Origin of the sequence: Pseudomonas sp. dw_358 (assembly GCF_018449655.1) — a bacterium.
Taxonomy (GTDB): Bacteria; Pseudomonadota; Gammaproteobacteria; order Pseudomonadales; family Pseudomonadaceae; genus Aquipseudomonas.
This window is the reverse complement of sequence record NZ_JAAVUX010000021.1, coordinates 1-18,205: the sequence shown is the minus strand read 5'-3', so window position 1 is coordinate 18,205 and position 18,205 is coordinate 1. Positions and strand designations below refer to the sequence as shown.

Here is an 18,205-nt window from a genome sequence, read left to right as displayed (position 1 = left end):
GGGCGCGCCTGGCTTGATTGTTGTGGCTGGCGCCCTTGATACAGACGCCGGTTGCCTTGATTGGTGCCGGGTTGTCCTGGTGTTTTTCATCGAAGAGGATGGCTATGAGCACGGATATGCCCGCAGGGGCAAGACTTCCCGAAGGGCTGCTGGAGCATGCCCAGGCGCTGATTGCCCGTGGCGGCCGGCGCCTGCTGGGCATTGCTGGCACGCCTGGCTCCGGAAAATCCACGGTGGCGGCGCTGCTGGCCGAGGCATTGGGCGAGCAGGCAGTGGTGGTGCCGATGGACGGATTTCATCTGGCCAACCGCGAACTGCGCCGGCTCCAAAGGCAGTCGCGCAAGGGGGCGGCGGACACCTTCGACGTGTTCGGCTATCAGGCGTTGTTGCGCCGCTTGCGCGATCAGCCGGCGGAAGAAACGGTGTATGCACCGTTTTTTGATCGGGAACTGGAGGAGTCCCTCGCCAGCGCCATCCCGGTCAGTGCCCAGGTGCCGCTGATCATCAGCGAAGGCAACTATCTGCTGTTGGGCGAAGGCCCGTGGCAGCAAACCCGCGCGCTGTTCGACGCCTGCTGGTACGTCGATGTCGACGCCGCCACCCGCCGCCGCCAGTTGGTGGCGCGGCACATGCGCTACGGGCGTACACAAGCCGAGGCCGAGGCGTGGGTGGACAGCACCGATGAGCCCAACGCCCGCAGCATCGAAGCCTGGCGCGCGCGGGCCGATCGGGTCATCCCCTGGGGTCAGGCGACGGGCGGGTAGTCGGTCACGCTGTCGGGCCAGGCACTGAGCACCTGAAAGCCATCTTCGGTGACCGCGACCATGTGTTCCCACTGGGCCGACAGCGAGCTGTCGCGGGTGACGACCGTCCAGCCATCGCCCAGGGTCTTCACCCCGGCCTTGCCGGCATTGAGCATGGGTTCGATGGTGAAGATCATCCCGGCCTTGAGCGTGATGCCTTCGCCGGGGCGGCCGTAGTGCAGGATCTGCGGCTCGTCGTGGTAGACCTTGCCGATACCGTGCCCACAGTACTCGCGCACCACACTGTAGCCGTCGCGCTCGGCGACGCTCTGGATGGCATGGCCGATGTCGCCCAGTGTGGCGCCGGGGCGCACCACGCGGATGCCCGCGCACATGGCTTCGTAAGTCGTTGCCACCAGTCGCCGCGCCGCGGGGCTGGGCTCGCCGACGAAGTACATGCGGCTGGTGTCGCCGTACCAGCCATCCTTGACCACGGCAATGTCGATATTGAGGATGTCGCCGTCGGCCAATGGCTGGTCGTTGGGGATGCCGTGGCACACCACCTGGTTGACCGAGGTGCACACGGTCTTGGGGAAGCCGTGGTAGCCGATGTTACCGGGAATGGCGCCTTGTACATTGACGATGTAGTCATGGCACAGACGGTCCAGATCATTGCTCGACACCCCTGGTTTGACATGAGGGGTGATCATCGCCAGCACTTCGGCGGCCAGCTGGGCGGCATGCCGCGACTGGGCTACTTCGGCGGCGGTCTTGAGGACGACGCGGGGCTTGCTCATCGATAAAACCTGTCAAAAACGGCGTGCGGGAAGTCGCCCGGCGCTGGACGGCATTATATTTAATGCGCCAATGTTTACCACCTTTGGTCCAACGCCTTGATGAATTTGCAATTTTCCCGAGGACACATACTCTCAGTAATGCGAGCACTGGTTCGCACACTGCCCAATTGGAGATTTAGAAAATGGCTAACTCTGGAAATAATAATCCCGGTAACTTTTCTAACGATAAACAAAAGGCGTCCGAAGCCGGCCAGAAGGGAGGTCAGGCAAGCGGCGGCAGTCAAAAATCCAACGCCGATCATCAGCAACGCCATTCCGAGGCGGGCCAGAAAGGCGGCCAGTCCAATACCGGGAATGCCAATACCGATCGCACCAACAACCCGCAGACCGGCCAGAAAGGCGGCCAGAATAGCGGTGGCGACCGGCGCTGAGCCTGCAGCCCGCTTGCGTTGACTCGCCGCCCGTCGTGCGGCTAGCCGTTGATCCGTGAAGTGGTTCAAGCCACTGGGTAATGGGCCGATGAATTGCATGAGACTTCAGTGTCTCTTCCACTTCAGTCGGCCCTTTGCCACAGCAGGTATTGCGATGACCACTCATATCATTCATTTCACCGGTCCGATCAATTCCACCACCTGCGGGCAGTTGATCGACACGTGCTCCAAGGCGCTCGCCCAGGACGCTTCGGAGATCCTCCTGACCATCGCCACCATGGGCGGTGAGTGCAGCTACGGCTTTACGATGTACAACTTTCTGATGGCGCTGCCGATCCCGCTGCACACCCATAACCTGGGTACCGTGGAATCCATGGGCAACATCCTGTTCCTGGCCGGCCAACGCCGCACCGCCGGGCGCCACAGCAAATTCCTCTTCCACCCGTTTCACTGGAACCTGCACGGGTCCGTGGACCACTCGCGCATGTCGGAATACTCCATGACCCTGGACTATGACCTGCAAGCCTATGCGCGGATTGTCGCCGAGCGCACCGAAGGGGCCGGCGAAGCGCTGGACATTCCCAAATACCTGATCGCCGCGCCGCGCATCCTCGACCCCGAGCAAGCGCTGGTCAGCGGCATGATCGATACGGTCGAAGACCTGCGCATCCGTCCGGGTTCAGTGGCCTGGTGCATTCACAACTGAGTGTCCAGGTTGCGCGCCGGGTGCACGAAGAGAAAATCCTTGGACGCTTCGCCACCCATGGTCTGCGCGCTGACCTCACCCGACTCCAGCTGCGCCTTGATGCTGCGCAACAAGTGCAGTAAGGCCTTGTCGGCGAACTTGCCGAGCAACCCGGTCAGGGCGATGCCCCGGGTTGACCGGCAGGCGACGATGACCCGCACCTGAGTCCCGGTCGGGGTGTCGCTGAAGTCGACGATCACGTCGTGATCCCACGGGCCGTTCCACACTGTGCTCCAGCGCAGGCGCTGGGCGGGTGCGCTGATCTGGCGGGTAAGGGTACATTGCAGCACGCGATCCACCGGCCCCGAGGCGCGCCATCGGTAGAGGTTGTCGCCCACTTCTTCGATTTCCTCGATCCAGGGGATCAGCGCTCCGATATTCAGCGGCTCGCGGCAAAACTCGAAGACTTCGCTGCGCGGCTTGTCGATGCTGATGCTGCGGGTAATGACCTTGCGCGCATAGCGCCGGGGCGCCACCTGCCGGGACCTGTCCAGGGCCTGTTTGATCTGGCATACGCCGGTGTAGCCACGCCAGACCGCCGCTGCGCCTGCCACCAGTTGCGCCAGCCCAAGCAAGCCGCCATGACGCACGCCATTGAGGGCGAGCAGGGTGCCGGCGGTCAGCGACACGCCACGTTCGGCACCGCCCAGGTTGCCTGGGGCAGGGCGCCGCTGGGGCAGTTGATCGGTCATGGGGCAATCCTTCTGGGTGAGGGCAATGATCAACAGAGTGGCTGCGGCGGGGGATGTTCCTTTTTCCACCCCTCAGGCGACCAACCGTCGATCTGCAAGAGCATTTTCGCCTTTTTGTAGTCGTACCTCTCAAGGCACCCTGAAACGGGGGCGCCAGCTACGGATTAAAAGGAAGGCGATTCTTCAATGCTCATTTCGCTTCAAGCCCTCAGGGCGCTGGCCGCATGGATGGTGGTGTGCCATCACTTCATGCAGATTTTTTTCGATTTCCATCCCTCAGGGCCCATTGGCCAATTCTTCACTGACCGGGGAGCGGTGGGTGTGGATATTTTTTTCGTGATCAGCGGCTTGGTGATCTACTTGTCGACGCTGGACAAGGACATGCCGGGCGGGCGCTTCATGCTTAACCGGGTGATCCGCATCGTGCCGGCTTATTGGCTCTATACCCTGCTCATGGGCCTGATGCTGGTGTGCCTGGGGCAATGGATGCCGCACTCGGCGGTGGATCTGCCGCATTTCATTTTGTCGCTGCTGTTCATCCCGGCCGAAAACCCGGGCGGCTACGGATTGTATCCGACGCTGAATGTGGGCTGGACCCTGAACTATGAAATGCTGTTCTATCTGTTGTTTTCTTTGGTATTCAGCCTGCCCCGGCGCCACCGTCCGCTGGTGCTGGGGGCTGCACTTTTTGCCATCGGTGAAGTGCTCGGTCGCTATGGGGTGGTCAGCCGCTTCTATCAGAACAACATCATGTACGAATTCCTGCTGGGGGTCGGGATCGGCATGCTGTATCGCCGTGGCTGGATCGCTACCGGGTTCTGGATGCCACTGGCGTTGATCGTGGCCTCGGTGTTGACCCTTTATCATCTCAATGCCAGCGACCGTCTGCTCAACTGGGGTGTGCCCAGCGCGATCATCGTGCTGGGCTGCGTGGCCATGGAGCCGTATTTCAAGGGCAGCAGGATCCTCAAGACACTGGGAGACTGTTCGTATTCGGTGTACCTGGTCCACGTCCTGGTGCTGTACGTCGGCTGGCTGCTGAGCGAGCACTGGCACCTGAATCCCTACGTGACGTTTGCCGTCTGTGTGCCGGTGATCGCGCTCATTTCCTGGGGCAGCTATGTGTGGATCGAAACCCGACTGTACCGGCGAATGAAAGGCTGGGCCGATCAACGTCTGGAGGCGGCTGCACCTGCGACCATTTCCCGACAAAAATACTAGGACTTTGTCAGGCGCACGCTTTGGCGTAAACTAGTCGCAAGTCTGTGAGGAACTTATATGAGCGCCATAACGATTACCGACGCCGCCCATGATTACCTGGCCGATCTGCTCAGCAAGCAGAACACGCCTGGCATCGGCATCCGCGTTTTCATTACCCAGCCGGGTACGCAGTACGCCGAAACCTGCATCGCCTATTGCAAGCCGGGTGAAGAAAAGGCTGAAGACACGGCCTTGGGCCTGGCCAGCTTCACGGCCTGGATCGATGCTTTCAGTGAACCCTTCCTCGACGATGCGGTGGTCGATTACGCAACGGATCGCATGGGCGGCCAGCTGACCATCAAGGCACCCAACGCCAAAGTGCCCATGGTCAATGCCGACAGCCCGATCAACGAGCGCATCAACTACTACCTGCAAACCGAGATCAACCCGGGGCTGGCCAGTCATGGTGGCCAGGTGACCCTGATCGAAGTGGTGGAAGATGGCGTGGCCGTGCTGCAATTCGGTGGCGGCTGCCAGGGCTGCGGTCAGGCCGACGTGACCCTCAAGGAAGGCATCGAGCGCACCCTGCTCGAACGCATCCCCGAGCTGACCGGCGTTCGTGACGTGACCGACCACACGCAGAAAGAGAACGCGTACTATTAGTCGAGCGCGCTCGATGCTGCAGGGCCGAGCTTGCTCGGGAAGCTCGCGGCGCAACGCCTTTGGGCGTTGTGGTGCAGCCCTCCCGAACAAGCTCGGGCGTGCAGGCCGTGGAAATGTGTGAAGCGCTTACGGCCTGTAGAGATGGGCATGCCCCGCCCGATACAACGCTGACTCGCCGAACAGATCGCTGCCCAGCACGCGACCCACCAGAATCAACGCGGTGCGCCGAAACCCCTTGGCCGCCACTTTCTCCTCGATATCCGCCAGCGTACCCAACGCCCAGTCCTGATCCGGCCAGGTCGCCCGGTGCACCACCGCGATCGGGCAGTCGGTCCCATAGTGTGGGGTCAATTCGGCAACAATCCGCTCCAGATGCTGCACCCCCAGATGAATGGCCATGGTCGTGCCATGCCGTGCCAGATCAGCCAGCGCCTCACCGGCCGGCATCGGTGATTTATCGGCATAGCGGGTCAGAATCACCGTCTGGGAAATGTCCGGCAGGGTCAGTTCAGCCCCCAACAGCGCCGCGCAGGCCGCCGTGGCCGTGACACCGGGGACAATTTCATAGTCGATGCCCAACGCGCGCAAGCCGCGGATCTGTTCGCCGATGGCGCCGTACAGGCTCGGATCACCGGAATGCACCCGGGCCACGTCCTGCCCCTTGGCGTGCGCCAGGGCCATGGCGTCGAGGATCTGCTGCAAGTGCAGTTCGGCACTGTTGAGCAGCACTTCGGCGCGGTGGCCTTCTAACACTGCGGCCGGAACCAGGGAGCCGGCATAGATGATCACCGGGCAGCGGTGGATCAGGCGCTGGCCCTTGACGGTGATCAAATCCGGATCGCCGGGGCCGGCACCAATGAAGTAGACAGTCATGCAACACCTGAACAATGGAAGAGGGGAGAGGCGGGTCTCATGTCGGCGCCATCACCACGGCAAGCGTTGCCGCGTCGCTGGCCTGGCGCGTGACTCGCAGCCGAGGGCGCTCGACGCCCATCTGGCCGGCCATGGCCAAGGCCGCGCCTTCGGCCACGCCGTAGCAGCCGGTGGCCTGGAAGACCCGTTCGGAACGCTGGCTCAACTGTTCGGTATGGCGCAGCAGTTGCGCGGGGCTGAAGACCAGCAGCGGGCAACCCAGGCGCCGAGCCAGCCCCTGTAGCGCCGGTTCGTCAGCCTTGCTGGCGATTGTGGCGACGGCCACCACCGGCAGACCCTGCAGCCCATGGGCCAGCAGCACCCGGTCGAGCAAGGCGGCCAGTTGCGCATCGTCACAGCCGCGGCGGCAGCCCACACCCAGAATCAGGGCCGCGTCGGGGGCGGGAAGAAGCTCCATGGGACAGACACTCGCAGACGGGTGAGGCTCGGCAGCGCGCAGGAAACCATGCCCGGCCGACCGACGTCAAACGGCATATCCATTTGACCTGTCCCCGCGCCCTGCGTAGCCTTGCATCCCCCACCCACCGAGGTCCCCGCACCGATGAAAACTCTGGCCAAACTCCCCGTCACCATCGTTACTGGCTTTCTGGGCTCGGGCAAGACCACGCTGCTGCGGCACATGCTCGACAACGCCCAGGGCCGGCGCATCGCGGTGATCGTCAACGAGTTCGGCGAGTTGGGCATCGATGGCGACATTCTCAAGCAGTGCAGCATCGGCTGCAGCGAAGAAGAAGCCAACGGACGGGTCTACGAACTGGCCAACGGCTGCCTGTGCTGCACGGTGCAGGAAGAATTCTTCCCGGTCATGCGCGAGCTGGTGGCCCGACGCGGCGACCTGGACCACATTCTCATCGAAACCAGCGGCCTGGCGTTGCCCAAGCCATTGGTACAAGCCTTCCAGTGGCCGGAAATCCGCAGCGCCTGCACCGTGGACGCGGTGATCACCGTGGTGGACAGCCCGGCGGTGGCCGCGGGCACTTTCGCCGCCTTCCCTGAGCAAGTCGACGCCCAGCGCAAGCTGGACCCCAATCTGGATCACGAATCACCGCTGCACGAGCTGTTCGCTGACCAATTGGCCAGCGCCGACCTGGTGATCCTCAACAAGGCCGATCTGATCGACGCCCAGGCCCTGGCGGCCGTGCGCGCCGAAGTCAGCGAAGAGCTGCCGCCGGCGGTCAAGGTGATCGAAGCCAGCAACGGGCGCCTGCCCCTGGACGTGTTGATCGGCCTGGGCGCCGAGTCGGAAGAGCACATCGACGGCCGCCGGACCCACCACGATCATCACGAGGGCGACGACCACGCCGATCACGACCATGATGCTTTCGACTCGATCTCCATCGAACTGCCCGAAGCGCCGGAAGCCTTGCTGCTGCAAGCCTTGAATAAACTGGTGGTCAAGCACGGCATCCTGCGGGTCAAAGGCTTTGCGGCGATCCCCGGCAAGCCGATGCGTCTATTGATCCAGGGTGTCGGCACCCGATTCGACAAGCACTTCGACCGGGCCTGGGCGGCCGGTGAGACCCGCAGCACGCACCTGGTGCTGATCGGCCAGGCGCTGGACGCCGCCGTGCTGGAAAGCAGCCTGCGCACTGCGCTGACGGCCTGACCCATGCACCTGCTACGGACCCAGCCGGGGGGCTTCGTGCCCGACGACAGCATCGCCGACCTCGGCCAGACACCGGCCGAACTGGTGATCCTCTGTAGCGGTGACTCCCATCTGGCGCTGCTGGCCGACACCGCCCAGCAGTTGCCGGAAAACTTCCCCAGCCTGCGCCTGGCCAACCCCATGCAGGTGCAGAACCACGCCTCGGTGGACCTCTACGTCGATCAGGTGCTGCGCCACGCCAAGGTCATCCTCTTGTCACTGCATGGTGGTATCGGCTACTGGCGCTACGGCGTCGAGCAGTTGGTGCAGCTGGCCGAGCGCGGCGTGCAGGTGATCATGGTGCCCGGCGACGACCGCCCGGACCCGGAGCTCAGCGCCCTGAGCACGGTGCCCGCCGAGCAGGCCGAACGACTCTGGGCCTTCCTGCGTCAGGGCGGCAAAGGCAACGCGCAAGGGATGCTGAATTACCTGGCCAGCACTTGGCTGAGCCGCGATTATGCCTGGGCCGAACCCCAGGCCTTGCCGCGCACGGTGCTTTACCACCCGCGCCACACAACGGCCGGGCTCGAACAGTGGCGTGAAGACTGGCGGACCGGCCAGCCGGTGGTGGCCTTGCTCTTCTACCGTTCGCACCTGCAAGCGGCCAACACGGGATTTGTCGATGTATTCTGCCAGCGCTTGCAGGCTGCCGGGCTCAACCCCTTGCCGGTGGCCGTGGCCAGCCTCAAGGAGCCGGGTTGCCTGAGCCAGGTGCAGGACTGGATGGACAGCACCGAGACCGCGCTGATCCTCAACACCACCGGCTTTGCCCAGTCGAGCCCGGAAACCCCCCATCTGCGCCCGTTCCGACGTGACATCCCGGTGATCCAGGCCATCTGCGCCCAGGACAATCAGGCCGGCTGGGAAGCCAGCGAGCAGGGTCTTGGCGCCCGCGACCTGGCCATGCACATTGCCCTGCCGGAACTGGACGGGCGCATCATCAGCCGGCCCATCAGCTTCAAGGACCTGGCTTGGCGCAGCGAGCGCAGCCAGTCGGACGTGGTCTGCTATCGGCCCCACGTCGGGCGCATGGACTTTGTCGCCGAACTGGCGCGGCGCTGGGTCGAACTGGCGCGGTTGCGCAACCCGGACAAGCGTGTAGCGCTGATTGTGGCCAACTACCCGACGCGCGACGGACGTATCGGCAACGGTGTGGGCCTGGACACCCCGGCCGCCGCGCTGAACATCCTTCAGGCCATGCAAACGGCGGGTTACCCGGTGGATGACTTGCCCGCCGACGGCACCGCCTTGATCGCTGCCTTGCTCGGCGGGGTCAGCAATGACCTGGAAACCCTGGACCTGCGTCCCTGCCACCAGAGCCTGGCCCTGAATGATTACCTCGACGCCTTTGCCCGTCTGCCGGCCGCCAATCAGGCCGCGGTAAAGGCGCGCTGGGGCGAGCCGGCGGGCGACCCGATGTTGCGCAATGGGCGCATGATGGTTGCCGGCCTGCGCTTTGGCCTGACCTTCGTCGGCATCCAGCCGGCGCGGGGCTATCAGGTGGACCCCAGCGCGGTCTACCACGACCCCGATCTGGTGCCGCCTCACGGTTACCTGGCGTTCTATTTCTGGCTGCGCCACGTCTATGGCGCCGATGCGCTGATCCACGTCGGCAAGCACGGCAACCTTGAGTGGCTGCCGGGCAAGGGCGTCGGCCTGAGCGAGCAGTGCTGGCCGGACGCACTGCTCGGGCCGCTGCCGAACATCTACCCGTTTATCGTCAACGACCCCGGCGAAGGCGCCCAGGCCAAGCGTCGTACCCAGGCGGTGATCATCGACCACCTGATGCCGCCCTTGACCCGCGCCGAAAGCTACGGGCCGCTGCGCGACCTCGAGTTGTTGGCCGACGAATATTATGAGGCGCAGCTGCTGGACCCACGCCGGGCGCGGGAACTGCAAGGCGATATCCTCAAGCTGGTGCGCGAGACCCGCATCGACCAGGAACTGCAACTGGACCGCGACGCCGAGGCAGATGTCTGGCTGCCGCGTCTGGACACTTACCTGTGCGACCTCAAGGAGTCGCAGATACGCGACGGCCTGCACGTGTTCGGCCAATCGCCGACCGGGCGCCTGCGCCTGGACACCTTGCTGGCGCTGCTGCGCATTCCTCGCGGCGATGGCCGTGGCGCCGGGCAGAGCCTGTTGCGGGTGCTGGCCAAGGCCTTCGGATTGGGTTTCGATCCCTTGGATTGCGTGCTGGGCGAACCCTATGCCGGGCCCAGACCCGAAGCGCTGGCAGACATCACCGCCGAACCCTGGCGGACCCTCGGCGACACCCGCGAACGCCTCGAACTTTATGCCGCCGAACTCTGCAGGACCGAGCTTGCCCGGGAACCGCATCAACCCGATTGCCGAGCACGCTCGGCCCTGCAGAGCCCGGACCTTGACCTTGTGCTCGACGGCCTGCGGGACACTGTCGCGCCGCGCCTGGACGCCTGTGGCCCCGCCGAAATGGCCGGCCTGCTCGATGCGTTGGCGGGCCGCTTCGTCCCGGCCGGCCCCAGCGGCGCCCCCAGCCGCGGTCGCCTGGACGTGCTGCCCACCGGGCGCAATTTCTTCTCGGTGGACGTGCGCAACCTGCCCACCACCACGGCCTGGCGCATCGGCTTTGCCTCGGCCAACCTGATTCTGGAGCGCCATCTGCAAGATCACGGCGACCACTTGCGTCAGCTTGGCCTGTCGGTGTGGGGCACCGCAACCATGCGCACCGGTGGCGACGACATCGCTCAGGCCATGGCACTGCTGGGGGTGCGGCCGGTCTGGGCCACCGGCAGCCAGCGGGTCGACGACTTCGAAATCCTGCCCCTGAGCCTGCTGGACCGTCCACGGGTGGACGTCACCTTGCGCATTTCCGGGTTCTTTCGCGATGCCTTCGGCAACCTGATGCGCCTGTTCGATGCCGCCGTGCAGGCCGTGGCAGCGCTGGAGGAACCTGACGACCTCAACCCCCTGGCCGCCCGGGTCCGCGAGGAGCGCGCGCAACTGCAAGCCAGCGGCCTGAGCGCCGAAGACGCCGCGCGCCAGGCGGGCTGGCGCATCTTCGGCGCCAAGCCCGGGGCTTACGGTGCCGGTGTCCAGGGCGCCATCGACGGCCGCCTGTGGCAGACCCGGGAAGACCTCGCCGAGGTCTACCTCAACTGGGGCGGCTATGCCTACGGCGCCGCAGACGAGGGCACTCCGGCGCGCGCCGACTTTGCCCGGCGTCTGGGCCAGGTCCAGGCGGTGGTACAGAACCAGGACAACCGCGAGCACGATCTGCTCGATTCCAATGACTATTACCAGTTTCAAGGGGGCATGCTGGCGGCGGCCGACACCCTGAGCGGCAGTGCCACGGCCAGCTACCATGGCGACCACAGCCAGCCGGACGTGCCCCGGGTGCGTACCCTCAAAGAGGAGCTCAACCGAGTCGTGCGCGCCCGTGCGGCCAACCCCAAGTGGATCGAAGGCGTCAAACGCCACGGCTACAAAGGCGCGTTCGAGCTGGCGGCCACGGTGGACAACCTGTTCGCCTTTGACGCCACCACCCATTTGATCGACGACCACCAGTACGCCTTGCTTGCCGAGGCCTACCTGCTGGACGCCGATACCCGCACGTTCATCCAGCAACACAATCCCCACGCGCTGCGCGACATTGCCGAGCGGCTGCTGGAAGCCCAGCAGCGTGGGCTTTGGAGCGACCCTGGCGATTACCGCCAGGCCGTGGAAGACGTGCTGCTGGACTGTGAAGAAGAGAGCTGAGATGACCCAAGCGCACTTTCCCCTGGCCGCCGTGGTCGGCGCCGATGCCCTCAAGCTGGCGCTGTGCCTGACGGCGGTGGACCCGAAGATCGGTGGCGTGCTGATCGAAGGCCCGCGCGGCATGGCCAAGAGCACTCTGGCCCGCGGCCTGGCCGACCTGTTGCCCAGTGGCCAGTTCGTCACCTTGCCCCTGGGCGCCAGCGAGGAGCGGGTCACCGGTAGCCTCGACCTCGACGCGGCGCTGGGCCAGGGTCGCGCGCAGTTTTCTCCCGGCGTGCTGGCCAAGGCTGACGGCGGTGTGCTGTACGTGGATGAGGTCAACCTGCTCCCGGACCACCTGGTGGACCTGTTGCTGGACGTCGCCGCCAGCGGGGTCAACCGGGTCGAGCGTGACGGCCTGTCCCACAGCCATCCGGCGCGCTTCGTACTGATCGGCACGATGAACCCGGAGGAGGGTGAGTTGCGCCCGCAACTCCTTGATCGTTTTGGCTTGAACGTGGCCCTCGACCATCAGCCGGCACCTGCCGAGCGCAGCCAGATCATCCGCCGTCGGCTGGATTTCGATACAGATCCGGAGGCTTTTGCTGTGCAATGGCAGACTGCCCAGGAGCAACTGCGCGAGCGCTGCCAGGCAGCACGCCTGAAATTGGCGAGCATCGCGTTGGACGACCAGGCCCTGGAGCAGATCACCCAGCGCTGCTTTGCCGCCGGTGTCGATGGCCTGCGCGCTGATCTGGTCTGGCTGCGCGCCGCCCGCGCCCATGCCGCCTGGCGGGGCGCGGGTCGCATCGAGGCTGAAGACATCGAGGCGGTGGCTGACTTCGCCTTGCGTCACCGCCGCCGACAAGCGTCGCCGCCTCCCAGCGGCGGCCAGGCGCCGACGCCGCCGTCGGCCGCTGGCGACACGGCCGAGGGCCAGGGCCAGTGGGGCGACATGCCATCTCAGGCCGCAGCCGCCGGCCCGCGCCGGGAAGTGCCGAGCTGGCCAAAAAAGCCCTGAGCATCCGCCCGCCTGCCACCCGGCAGACGGATGCCAGAGCGCACAAAGGGGCACAGCCACAGGGACAGCAAGGTCGCGCGCGCGCGGCGGCGCAGGGCCGGATCGACTGGTTGGCGACCTTGCTGGCTGGCCGGCCGCGGCAACGCAGCGACCTGCACTGGCAGCGTCGGCAAAGCGCGCCGGATGAACTGTGGCTGGTGATCGTCGACGCCTCGGCCTCGACCCGCCGCCATCAGGCATTGAGTGATGCCAAAGGTCTATTGGCCGAGCTGTTCGACCGCAGTTACCGGCAGCGGGCACGCCTGGCCCTGTTGACCGCCAGCGGCTCACGGCCGAGCTGGCAGTGTCATGGCCTGAAGGCGTCAGGCGCGTTGCGCGACTGGTTGCAGGCGCTGGGGGCGGGCGGCGGCACGCCACTGTCGGCGGCAGTCGATGAAGCGCGGCGCTGGTTGGCCAAGCGCCGCCGTCAGCATCCGAATGAAGCCCCGCAGTGCTGGCTGCTCACGGATGGCCGGCTCAAGGACATCGCCGCCTTCAGCCCGCTGGGCTGCCCCACGGTGCTGATCGACATCGAGCAAGGCCCCATTCGCCTGGGCCGAGCGCGGCAATTGGCCCAGACGCTGGACGCCCGTTACCAGGCCATGGGCGACCTGGCAATCGTCGGCGCCTGATCAGGCCGGCATATGCCACGGGTTCAGGGTGTAACCCTGAAGGCCAATGGAAGCACGCACCTGCTCGATGAAATGCTCGAGCCGCTGTGGGTCGGAATAGGTGCTGCGCGGCACCTGCTGACGGTCGATGCGCGCGCTGGTGCGGTCGACCACGGTCAGGCTCAACTCGCCGTTGCCCTCTTGGGCAGCCCAGGCAACACAATGGAAAGGTGCGAAAGCGTGGCCGGCGATCAGCACGGCGTCGTTGACACGGAGCGGGGCATTCATGGATGTGGTCTCTCTCGGGCCCGTACAAGGGAAAGCTCGCCGGCAGCGCGCCATGCGAAGCGTATATGTAGTGATGCACTGAATTGACTACCAAGTCACAGATTGGTTGAAAAAAAACCGGCCGTTGACCACCTTTTGCTTCAATTGCCCGCGCCAGAGCCGTTGATAGCGCCTTCAGGGGGCGAGAAAGTGTCAAAATCTGATAGGATTTCGCCGATCAGCGCAAAAATTAATAAAATTTCATAAAGCGTCACATTTTTTTGACGACTCACCGCTGAATCTTCTTGTGAGCGGCGCAAGCTCTTGCCTCACCTTGGAAAATCGACCGAGGCCGACCTGCGCGTCAGGCCTCATGGGGGAATAATGGATTTGTGGACCGCGTTTCAGGCAATCATTCTGGGTATCGTCGAAGGGTTGACGGAGTTCCTGCCGATCTCCAGTACCGGGCACCAGATCATCGTCGCTGACCTGATCAATTTTGGCGGTGAGCGAGCAGCGGCCTTCAACATCATCATTCAGCTGGGCGCCATTCTGGCGGTGGTCTGGGAATTTCGCGTGCGCATCCTCGAAATCGTCACCGGCCTGCCCACCCAGCGCAACGCCCAGCGTTTCACCGTCAACCTGCTGATCGCCTTCCTGCCGGCTGTGGTGCTGGGGGTGATTTTTGCCGACAAGATCCACGAATACCTGTTCAACCCCATCACCGTGGCCATCGCGCTGGTGCTGGGCGGGTTCGTCATGCTGTGGGCGGAGAAGCGCCAGCACACCATTCGCGTCGAACATGTGGATGACATGCGCTGGCACGACGCCTTGAAGATCGGCTGCGCGCAATGCCTGGCGATGATCCCGGGAACCTCGCGTTCCGGCTCGACCATCATCGGCGGCTTGATCTTCGGCCTGTCGCGCAAGGCTGCCACCGAATTCTCGTTCTTCCTGGCCATGCCCACCATGGTCGGTGCGGCGGTCTATTCGGGGTACAAATACAAAGATGCGTTCAAGATGGCCGACCTGCCGATCATCGCCATCGGTTTCGTCACCGCCTTCATCTTCGCCATGATCGCCGTGCGCAGCCTGCTCAAGTTCATTGCCAACCACAGCTATGCGGTGTTTGCCTGGTACCGCATCGTGTTCGGCCTGGTCATCCTGGCCACCTGGCAGTTCGGCTGGGTGGATTGGAGTCAGGTCAAAGGCTGACCTGCCCCGCGCCGCGCGCTTCTGCGGCGCGTCAATCGAGCAACAACCCCACCTGCCGCTTCTTCGGCAATCGCCGCACCACCAGCTGGTGCGAGCGCTTGAGCAGGTCACGCAACTCCTCGTCGCCCAGCCCGTACGGCGCCGCCACGCTGATCCAGTGCGCCCGCGCCAGGTATGGCGCAGGGCGCACTCTCGGCCGATCGACGTAACCAAGAAACAGCGCCTGCTCGACCTTGAACGCCAGGCTGTCGGCCGTCAGCCCGATCACCGCGAACATCCGCGTCTCGGCGATCGAAAACACCCGCACGCCACCCCATTTATAGTCCTCCCGCGCCCCGGGCAAAGCCAGGCAGAACGCTGCAACCTCCTGTTCCGTCATCAGATGTACCGCTCGCCATAGTTGTCGAAAGATTCCACCAGATGATCAATCCAGGCCCGCACCGCCGGCAAGACCCCGCGCCGGTGCGGATAGACCGCTTGCAACCAGCCCCCCGGCAGCGACCATTGCGGCAGCAGGCGCACCAGCTCGCCGCTGGTCAGCTCCGCCTCGCAATGCATCATCGGCAGCATGGTGAAACCCAGCCCCGACATCGCCGCCGCCTTGCGCACCACGAAATCCTCGATGCCCAGGCGGGCTTCCAGGGCCAGCTCACGGCTGTTGCCCTGGGCATCGAGCATGCGCAGGTGCATCAGGCGGTCGGCCTCCAGCGCACCGAGCACCGGCAGCAGGCACAGGTCGTCAGGTCCCTCGATGTGCTTGCCGTCAATGAAACTCGGCGCCGCCACCAGAATCGCCTGGGCTTCGCGCAGGCGCCGGGTCACCAGGTTGGGGTCTTCGTCCCCCGGCTCGCGCACGCGCAAGGCCACGTCGATGCCCTCGCCGATCAGGTCGACCCGGCGGTTGAGCAGCACCAGGTCCAGCTGCACCAAGGGGTAAGCGTTCAGAAAGCGGCTGATGATCGCCGGCAAAAACTCATGGGCCATGCCCACCGGGCACGACACCCGCAACCGGCCCCGGGGTTCGGTGGACAGACTGGCCACCACCTCGTCGGCCATCTCCGCCTCCAGCAGCATGGCCTGGCAATGCTGCAGGTAACGTTCGCCAACGCTGGTCAGTTGCAGGCGGCGGGTGGTGCGCTGCAACAAACGGGCGCCGAGGCGTTCCTCCAGCTCGGCAATCCGCCGGGACAGGCGTGACTTGGGCACCCCCAGCAGGCGGCCGGCAGCGGCAAATCCTTGCGCTTCCACCACTTTGGCGAAGTAATACAGGTCGTTGAGGTCTTGCATGGCCGGCTCATGGGGGCGAGGAGGGCCCTGAGTCTAGCACCCGTCCTGAGCCATTGGGTTGTGTGGCGAGACAATCAATTGCAGCGCGGGCTACTAATCATTTATTCCTACTGCCGGTAGGATGACCGTCATTCCAGTTCGCCATCTGCGCGACTTCTCAAGGAGCTCACCATGAAACTTTTGCACCTCGATTCCAGCATCCTCGGCGACCATTCCGCTTCCCGCGCGCTGAGCGCCGCCGTGGTCAAGGCCTGGCAAGCGGCTGAGCCAGGCATCGAAGTCAGCTACCGTGATCTCGCCGCCGATGCACTGAGCCCGTTCAGCGCCCTGACCCTGGCCGCTGGCGGCGCCGCCGAAGCGCTGCGTGATGCGGCCCAGCAGCAGGAAGCCAAGCAGAACGCCGACGTGTTGGCCCAGTTCCTGGCCGCCGACGCCCTGGTCATCGGCGCGCCGATGTACAACTTCGGCATCCCCAGCCAACTGAAGGCCTGGATTGACCGCATCTGCGTCGCCGGCGTGACCTTCCGCTACACCGAAGCCGGCCCTGAAGGCCTGTGCGGCGGCAAGAAAGTGATCATCGTCAAATCCGCCGGCGGCATCCACACCGGTCAGCCGTCGGATGTCGGCCACGAGGCTTACCTCAAACTGCTGTTCGGTTTCATCGGCGTCACCGACCTGGAATTCGTTCGTGCCGAAGGCTTGGCGTATGGCGAAGAAGTCCGCGCCAAAGCCCTGCAGGACGCTCAAACGGTCATCAGTGAGCAGCTGTTCAGCGTCGCCTGACCTTGCTGTTTCACAGGGCCGCGCATCCGGCCCTGTGACATGGCCCACCTTGTGCTTGTTGAAAGAACCTCCTGGCCTTCGTTAGGTCCCTACTATACTGGGAACGGCGTGGATACCTCGGTATCCCCAAGGCCAGGTCATTTCGATCTCGGGCAAAGGTGGGCATCCCATGATGCGTCTTTGTACATTTCTGCTAATCAGCACTCTGCTCAGCCTGTTGTCGATGCAGATCGAAGCCGCCCCACACCCGCATCCGGCCTGGAGCGTGGGTTACCACGAACTGACCTTCAAGGACCCCCTTGACGGCCGTCCGATGCGGGCTTTGGCGTTCTATCCCTCCAATGAAAGCGAACACGTGACCACGGTCGAGGGCTACGCCATCGAGGCGACCCCGGACGCGCGTATTGCCATTGGCCGCTTCCCCATGTTGATGCTCTCCCACGGCAACGGCGGCACGCCGCTGGCCCTGCACGACCTGGTCACGTCCCTGACGCGCAAGGGCTTTGTGGTGGTGGCAGTGTTCCATCCTGGTGACAACTACAAGGATGTGAGCCGTCTCGGTGCATTGAGCAACCTGTACGGCCGGCCGATGCAGATTTCGGCGGCCATAACGGCTGCGTTGGCCGATCCCGAATTGTCACCCTTCGTCGATGACAAGCAAGTCGGGGTCATCGGTTATTCCGCTGGCGGCGAGACGGCGCTGATCCTCTCTGGCGCGCGGCCGGACCTGCAACGCCTGCGCCGTTACTGCGCCGAGCGGCCTGACGATATGGACGCCTGCAAGACCCAGGGCCAGCTGGTGGCCGACCGCGAAGACCTCAAGGCCATGGCCGATCCACGGGTGCATGCGTTGTTGTTGATGGCGCCGCTGGGGCTGTCGTTCGGGCGCCATACGTTGAGCGATGTGCATGTGCCGACCTTGATCTACAGTGGCGACCAGGATCAGTTGCTGGCTTTGGACAAGAACGCCGGGGCGCTGGCGCGCAAGCTGCCGATGCACCCGGATTTCCGTTTGATCCCGGGGGGAGGGCACTTTGTCTTCACGGCGCTTTGCACTGATCAGCAGAAAGCGGCGATGCCGGGCATGTGCAACGATGCGGTCGGGGTGGATCGGGCGCAGGTGCATCATGATCTGGTGGCGCAGGCGGGGCGGTTTTTTGATCATGAGTTGGGGGTGGATGGTCATGCGGGGATGCAGACAGCGAATCAGTAGCCGAACCCAGCGTTTAGCCACGACACCTATCAGGCTCTTGAATCGAAATGTGGGTCGGTCTGACGATCTTCGTGTCGCCACGAAATGCGGCTAGCTTATCCGGCATCTCAAGGGTGGCCGAAGGCCCCTTTCGCTTTTACAGCGACTCCCTTTTGGAAAGACCCAAAAGGAAGCAAAAGGTCTCCGCACCCGCATTGGCCCTA

The 18,205-nt window shown here is 64.2% G+C and carries 20 protein-coding genes; 12 read left to right on the top strand and 8 right to left on the bottom strand.

The annotated features are described in order from the left end of the window. Positions 1-104: 104 nt before the first annotated feature. On the top strand, positions 105-764 hold the full coding sequence (locus HB675_RS22780) for a nucleoside/nucleotide kinase family protein (RefSeq protein WP_213881413.1): 660 nt from the start codon (positions 105-107) through the stop codon (positions 762-764). On the opposite strand, the gene map is transcribed toward HB675_RS22780, so the two are convergent. Next, the gene (map, locus tag HB675_RS22775; RefSeq protein ID WP_213881412.1) at positions 746-1,540 is read right to left on the bottom strand and encodes a type I methionyl aminopeptidase; all 795 of its coding nucleotides are present in this window, start codon (positions 1,538-1,540) and stop codon (positions 746-748) included. The two genes, HB675_RS22780 and map, sit on opposite strands and share 19 nt — an antisense overlap. Before the next feature lie 182 nt (positions 1,541-1,722). Between map and HB675_RS22770 the strand changes: the two genes are divergently transcribed. Together HB675_RS22770 and HB675_RS22765 are read left to right on the top strand one after the other, a co-directional pair. After that, a complete protein-coding gene (locus HB675_RS22770; protein WP_213881411.1) occupies positions 1,723-1,971 on the top strand; it encodes a KGG domain-containing protein in 249 nt (82 codons plus the stop codon). A 154-nt stretch (positions 1,972-2,125) separates the two neighbouring features. Continuing rightward, positions 2,126-2,677, top strand: coding sequence for an ATP-dependent Clp protease proteolytic subunit (locus HB675_RS22765; RefSeq protein WP_213881410.1), 552 nt, complete (start codon positions 2,126-2,128; stop codon positions 2,675-2,677). On the opposite strand, the gene HB675_RS22760 is transcribed toward HB675_RS22765, so the two are convergent. Beyond that, positions 2,668-3,408 carry a cyclase/dehydrase gene (locus tag HB675_RS22760; protein WP_213881409.1) on the bottom strand — a complete coding sequence of 247 codons (741 nt, stop codon included), beginning with the start codon at positions 3,406-3,408 and terminating at the stop codon, positions 2,668-2,670. The two genes, HB675_RS22765 and HB675_RS22760, sit on opposite strands and share 10 nt — an antisense overlap. A 186-nt stretch (positions 3,409-3,594) precedes the next feature. Between HB675_RS22760 and HB675_RS22755 the strand changes: the two genes are divergently transcribed. Together HB675_RS22755 and nfuA are read left to right on the top strand one after the other, a co-directional pair. After that, the gene (locus HB675_RS22755; protein ID WP_213881408.1) at positions 3,595-4,629 is read left to right on the top strand and encodes an acyltransferase; all 1,035 of its coding nucleotides are present in this window, start codon (positions 3,595-3,597) and stop codon (positions 4,627-4,629) included. A gap of 57 nt (positions 4,630-4,686) precedes the next feature. Continuing rightward, positions 4,687-5,271 (top strand): Fe-S biogenesis protein NfuA, encoded by a 585-nt coding sequence (nfuA, locus tag HB675_RS22750; RefSeq protein ID WP_213881407.1) that lies wholly within the window; start codon positions 4,687-4,689, stop codon positions 5,269-5,271. Positions 5,272-5,397: 126 nt separating this feature from the next. Here the strand turns inward: nfuA and cobM are convergent, their stop codons facing one another. Both cobM and HB675_RS22740 read right to left on the bottom strand, forming a co-directional pair. Beyond that, positions 5,398-6,144: a precorrin-4 C(11)-methyltransferase gene (gene cobM, locus HB675_RS22745; protein WP_213881406.1), complete on the bottom strand. Its 747-nt coding sequence runs from the start codon at positions 6,142-6,144 to the stop codon at positions 5,398-5,400. 37 nt (positions 6,145-6,181) lie between these two features. Further along, on the bottom strand, positions 6,182-6,601 hold the full coding sequence (locus HB675_RS22740) for a cobalamin biosynthesis protein (protein WP_213881405.1): 420 nt from the start codon (positions 6,599-6,601) through the stop codon (positions 6,182-6,184). Positions 6,602-6,745: 144 nt separating this feature from the next. Here HB675_RS22740 and cobW point away from each other — a divergent pair, with 144 nt between their 5' ends. The 4 genes from cobW (at position 6,746) to HB675_RS22720 (ending at position 13,258) form a co-directional block, all read left to right on the top strand. Next, positions 6,746-7,810, top strand: a complete 1,065-nt coding sequence (gene cobW / locus HB675_RS22735) for a cobalamin biosynthesis protein CobW (protein ID WP_213881404.1) — start codon at positions 6,746-6,748, stop codon at positions 7,808-7,810. 3 nt (positions 7,811-7,813) lie between these two features. Then, the gene (gene cobN, locus HB675_RS22730) at positions 7,814-11,587 is read left to right on the top strand and encodes a cobaltochelatase subunit CobN (RefSeq protein WP_213881403.1); all 3,774 of its coding nucleotides are present in this window, start codon (positions 7,814-7,816) and stop codon (positions 11,585-11,587) included. A 1-nt stretch (position 11,588) separates the two neighbouring features. Continuing rightward, positions 11,589-12,587 (top strand): AAA family ATPase, encoded by a 999-nt coding sequence (locus HB675_RS22725; RefSeq protein ID WP_213881402.1) that lies wholly within the window; start codon positions 11,589-11,591, stop codon positions 12,585-12,587. Between the two features lie 101 nt (positions 12,588-12,688). Continuing rightward, positions 12,689-13,258 (top strand): VWA domain-containing protein, encoded by a 570-nt coding sequence (locus HB675_RS22720; protein WP_345945795.1) that lies wholly within the window; start codon positions 12,689-12,691, stop codon positions 13,256-13,258. Here the strand turns inward: HB675_RS22720 and HB675_RS22715 are convergent, their stop codons facing one another. Both HB675_RS22715 and HB675_RS22710 read right to left on the bottom strand, forming a co-directional pair. Next, a complete protein-coding gene (locus HB675_RS22715; RefSeq protein ID WP_213881400.1) occupies positions 13,259-13,525 on the bottom strand; it encodes a hypothetical protein in 267 nt (88 codons plus the stop codon). A gap of 140 nt (positions 13,526-13,665) precedes the next feature. Continuing rightward, a complete protein-coding gene (locus HB675_RS22710; protein ID WP_213881399.1) occupies positions 13,666-13,824 on the bottom strand; it encodes a hypothetical protein in 159 nt (52 codons plus the stop codon). Positions 13,825-13,888: 64 nt separating this feature from the next. On the opposite strand from HB675_RS22710, the gene HB675_RS22705 reads away from it, so the two are divergent. Continuing rightward, positions 13,889-14,719, top strand: a complete 831-nt coding sequence (locus HB675_RS22705) for an undecaprenyl-diphosphate phosphatase (RefSeq protein WP_213881398.1) — start codon at positions 13,889-13,891, stop codon at positions 14,717-14,719. Between the two features lie 31 nt (positions 14,720-14,750). On the opposite strand, the gene HB675_RS22700 is transcribed toward HB675_RS22705, so the two are convergent. Further along, complete coding sequence (locus HB675_RS22700) at positions 14,751-15,098, bottom strand: MmcQ/YjbR family DNA-binding protein (protein WP_213881397.1); 348 nt, start codon at positions 15,096-15,098, stop codon at positions 14,751-14,753. Then, a complete protein-coding gene (locus HB675_RS22695; RefSeq protein WP_213881396.1) occupies positions 15,098-16,006 on the bottom strand; it encodes a LysR substrate-binding domain-containing protein in 909 nt (302 codons plus the stop codon). Before HB675_RS22695 ends, HB675_RS22700 begins: the two co-directional genes overlap by 1 nt. Before the next feature lie 171 nt (positions 16,007-16,177). Here HB675_RS22695 and HB675_RS22690 point away from each other — a divergent pair, with 171 nt between their 5' ends. Continuing rightward, positions 16,178-16,789, top strand: coding sequence for an FMN-dependent NADH-azoreductase (locus HB675_RS22690; protein WP_213881395.1), 612 nt, complete (start codon positions 16,178-16,180; stop codon positions 16,787-16,789). Between the two features lie 169 nt (positions 16,790-16,958). Next, the gene (locus tag HB675_RS22685) at positions 16,959-18,002 is read left to right on the top strand and encodes a dienelactone hydrolase (protein WP_213881394.1); all 1,044 of its coding nucleotides are present in this window, start codon (positions 16,959-16,961) and stop codon (positions 18,000-18,002) included. Positions 18,003-18,205: the final 203 nt, after the last annotated feature.

Coding starts and splice junctions, on each gene's coding strand:
- map (WP_213881412.1), bottom strand. CDS start 1,540: ATGAGCAAGCCCCGCGTCGTCCTCAAGACCGCCGCCGAAGTAGCCCAG.
- HB675_RS22695 (WP_213881396.1), bottom strand. CDS start 16,006: ATGCAAGACCTCAACGACCTGTATTACTTCGCCAAAGTGGTGGAAGCG.
- HB675_RS22760 (WP_213881409.1), bottom strand. CDS start 3,408: ATGACCGATCAACTGCCCCAGCGGCGCCCTGCCCCAGGCAACCTGGGC.
- HB675_RS22780 (WP_213881413.1), top strand. CDS start 105: ATGAGCACGGATATGCCCGCAGGGGCAAGACTTCCCGAAGGGCTGCTG.
- HB675_RS22690 (WP_213881395.1), top strand. CDS start 16,178: ATGAAACTTTTGCACCTCGATTCCAGCATCCTCGGCGACCATTCCGCT.
- HB675_RS22755 (WP_213881408.1), top strand. CDS start 3,595: ATGCTCATTTCGCTTCAAGCCCTCAGGGCGCTGGCCGCATGGATGGTG.
- cobW (WP_213881404.1), top strand. CDS start 6,746: ATGAAAACTCTGGCCAAACTCCCCGTCACCATCGTTACTGGCTTTCTG.
- cobN (WP_213881403.1), top strand. CDS start 7,814: ATGCACCTGCTACGGACCCAGCCGGGGGGCTTCGTGCCCGACGACAGC.
- nfuA (WP_213881407.1), top strand. CDS start 4,687: ATGAGCGCCATAACGATTACCGACGCCGCCCATGATTACCTGGCCGAT.
- HB675_RS22715 (WP_213881400.1), bottom strand. CDS start 13,525: ATGAATGCCCCGCTCCGTGTCAACGACGCCGTGCTGATCGCCGGCCAC.
- HB675_RS22700 (WP_213881397.1), bottom strand. CDS start 15,098: ATGACGGAACAGGAGGTTGCAGCGTTCTGCCTGGCTTTGCCCGGGGCG.
- HB675_RS22740 (WP_213881405.1), bottom strand. CDS start 6,601: ATGGAGCTTCTTCCCGCCCCCGACGCGGCCCTGATTCTGGGTGTGGGC.
- cobM (WP_213881406.1), bottom strand. CDS start 6,144: ATGACTGTCTACTTCATTGGTGCCGGCCCCGGCGATCCGGATTTGATC.
- HB675_RS22765 (WP_213881410.1), top strand. CDS start 2,126: ATGACCACTCATATCATTCATTTCACCGGTCCGATCAATTCCACCACC.
- HB675_RS22685 (WP_213881394.1), top strand. CDS start 16,959: ATGATGCGTCTTTGTACATTTCTGCTAATCAGCACTCTGCTCAGCCTG.
- HB675_RS22705 (WP_213881398.1), top strand. CDS start 13,889: ATGGATTTGTGGACCGCGTTTCAGGCAATCATTCTGGGTATCGTCGAA.
- HB675_RS22725 (WP_213881402.1), top strand. CDS start 11,589: ATGACCCAAGCGCACTTTCCCCTGGCCGCCGTGGTCGGCGCCGATGCC.
- HB675_RS22770 (WP_213881411.1), top strand. CDS start 1,723: ATGGCTAACTCTGGAAATAATAATCCCGGTAACTTTTCTAACGATAAA.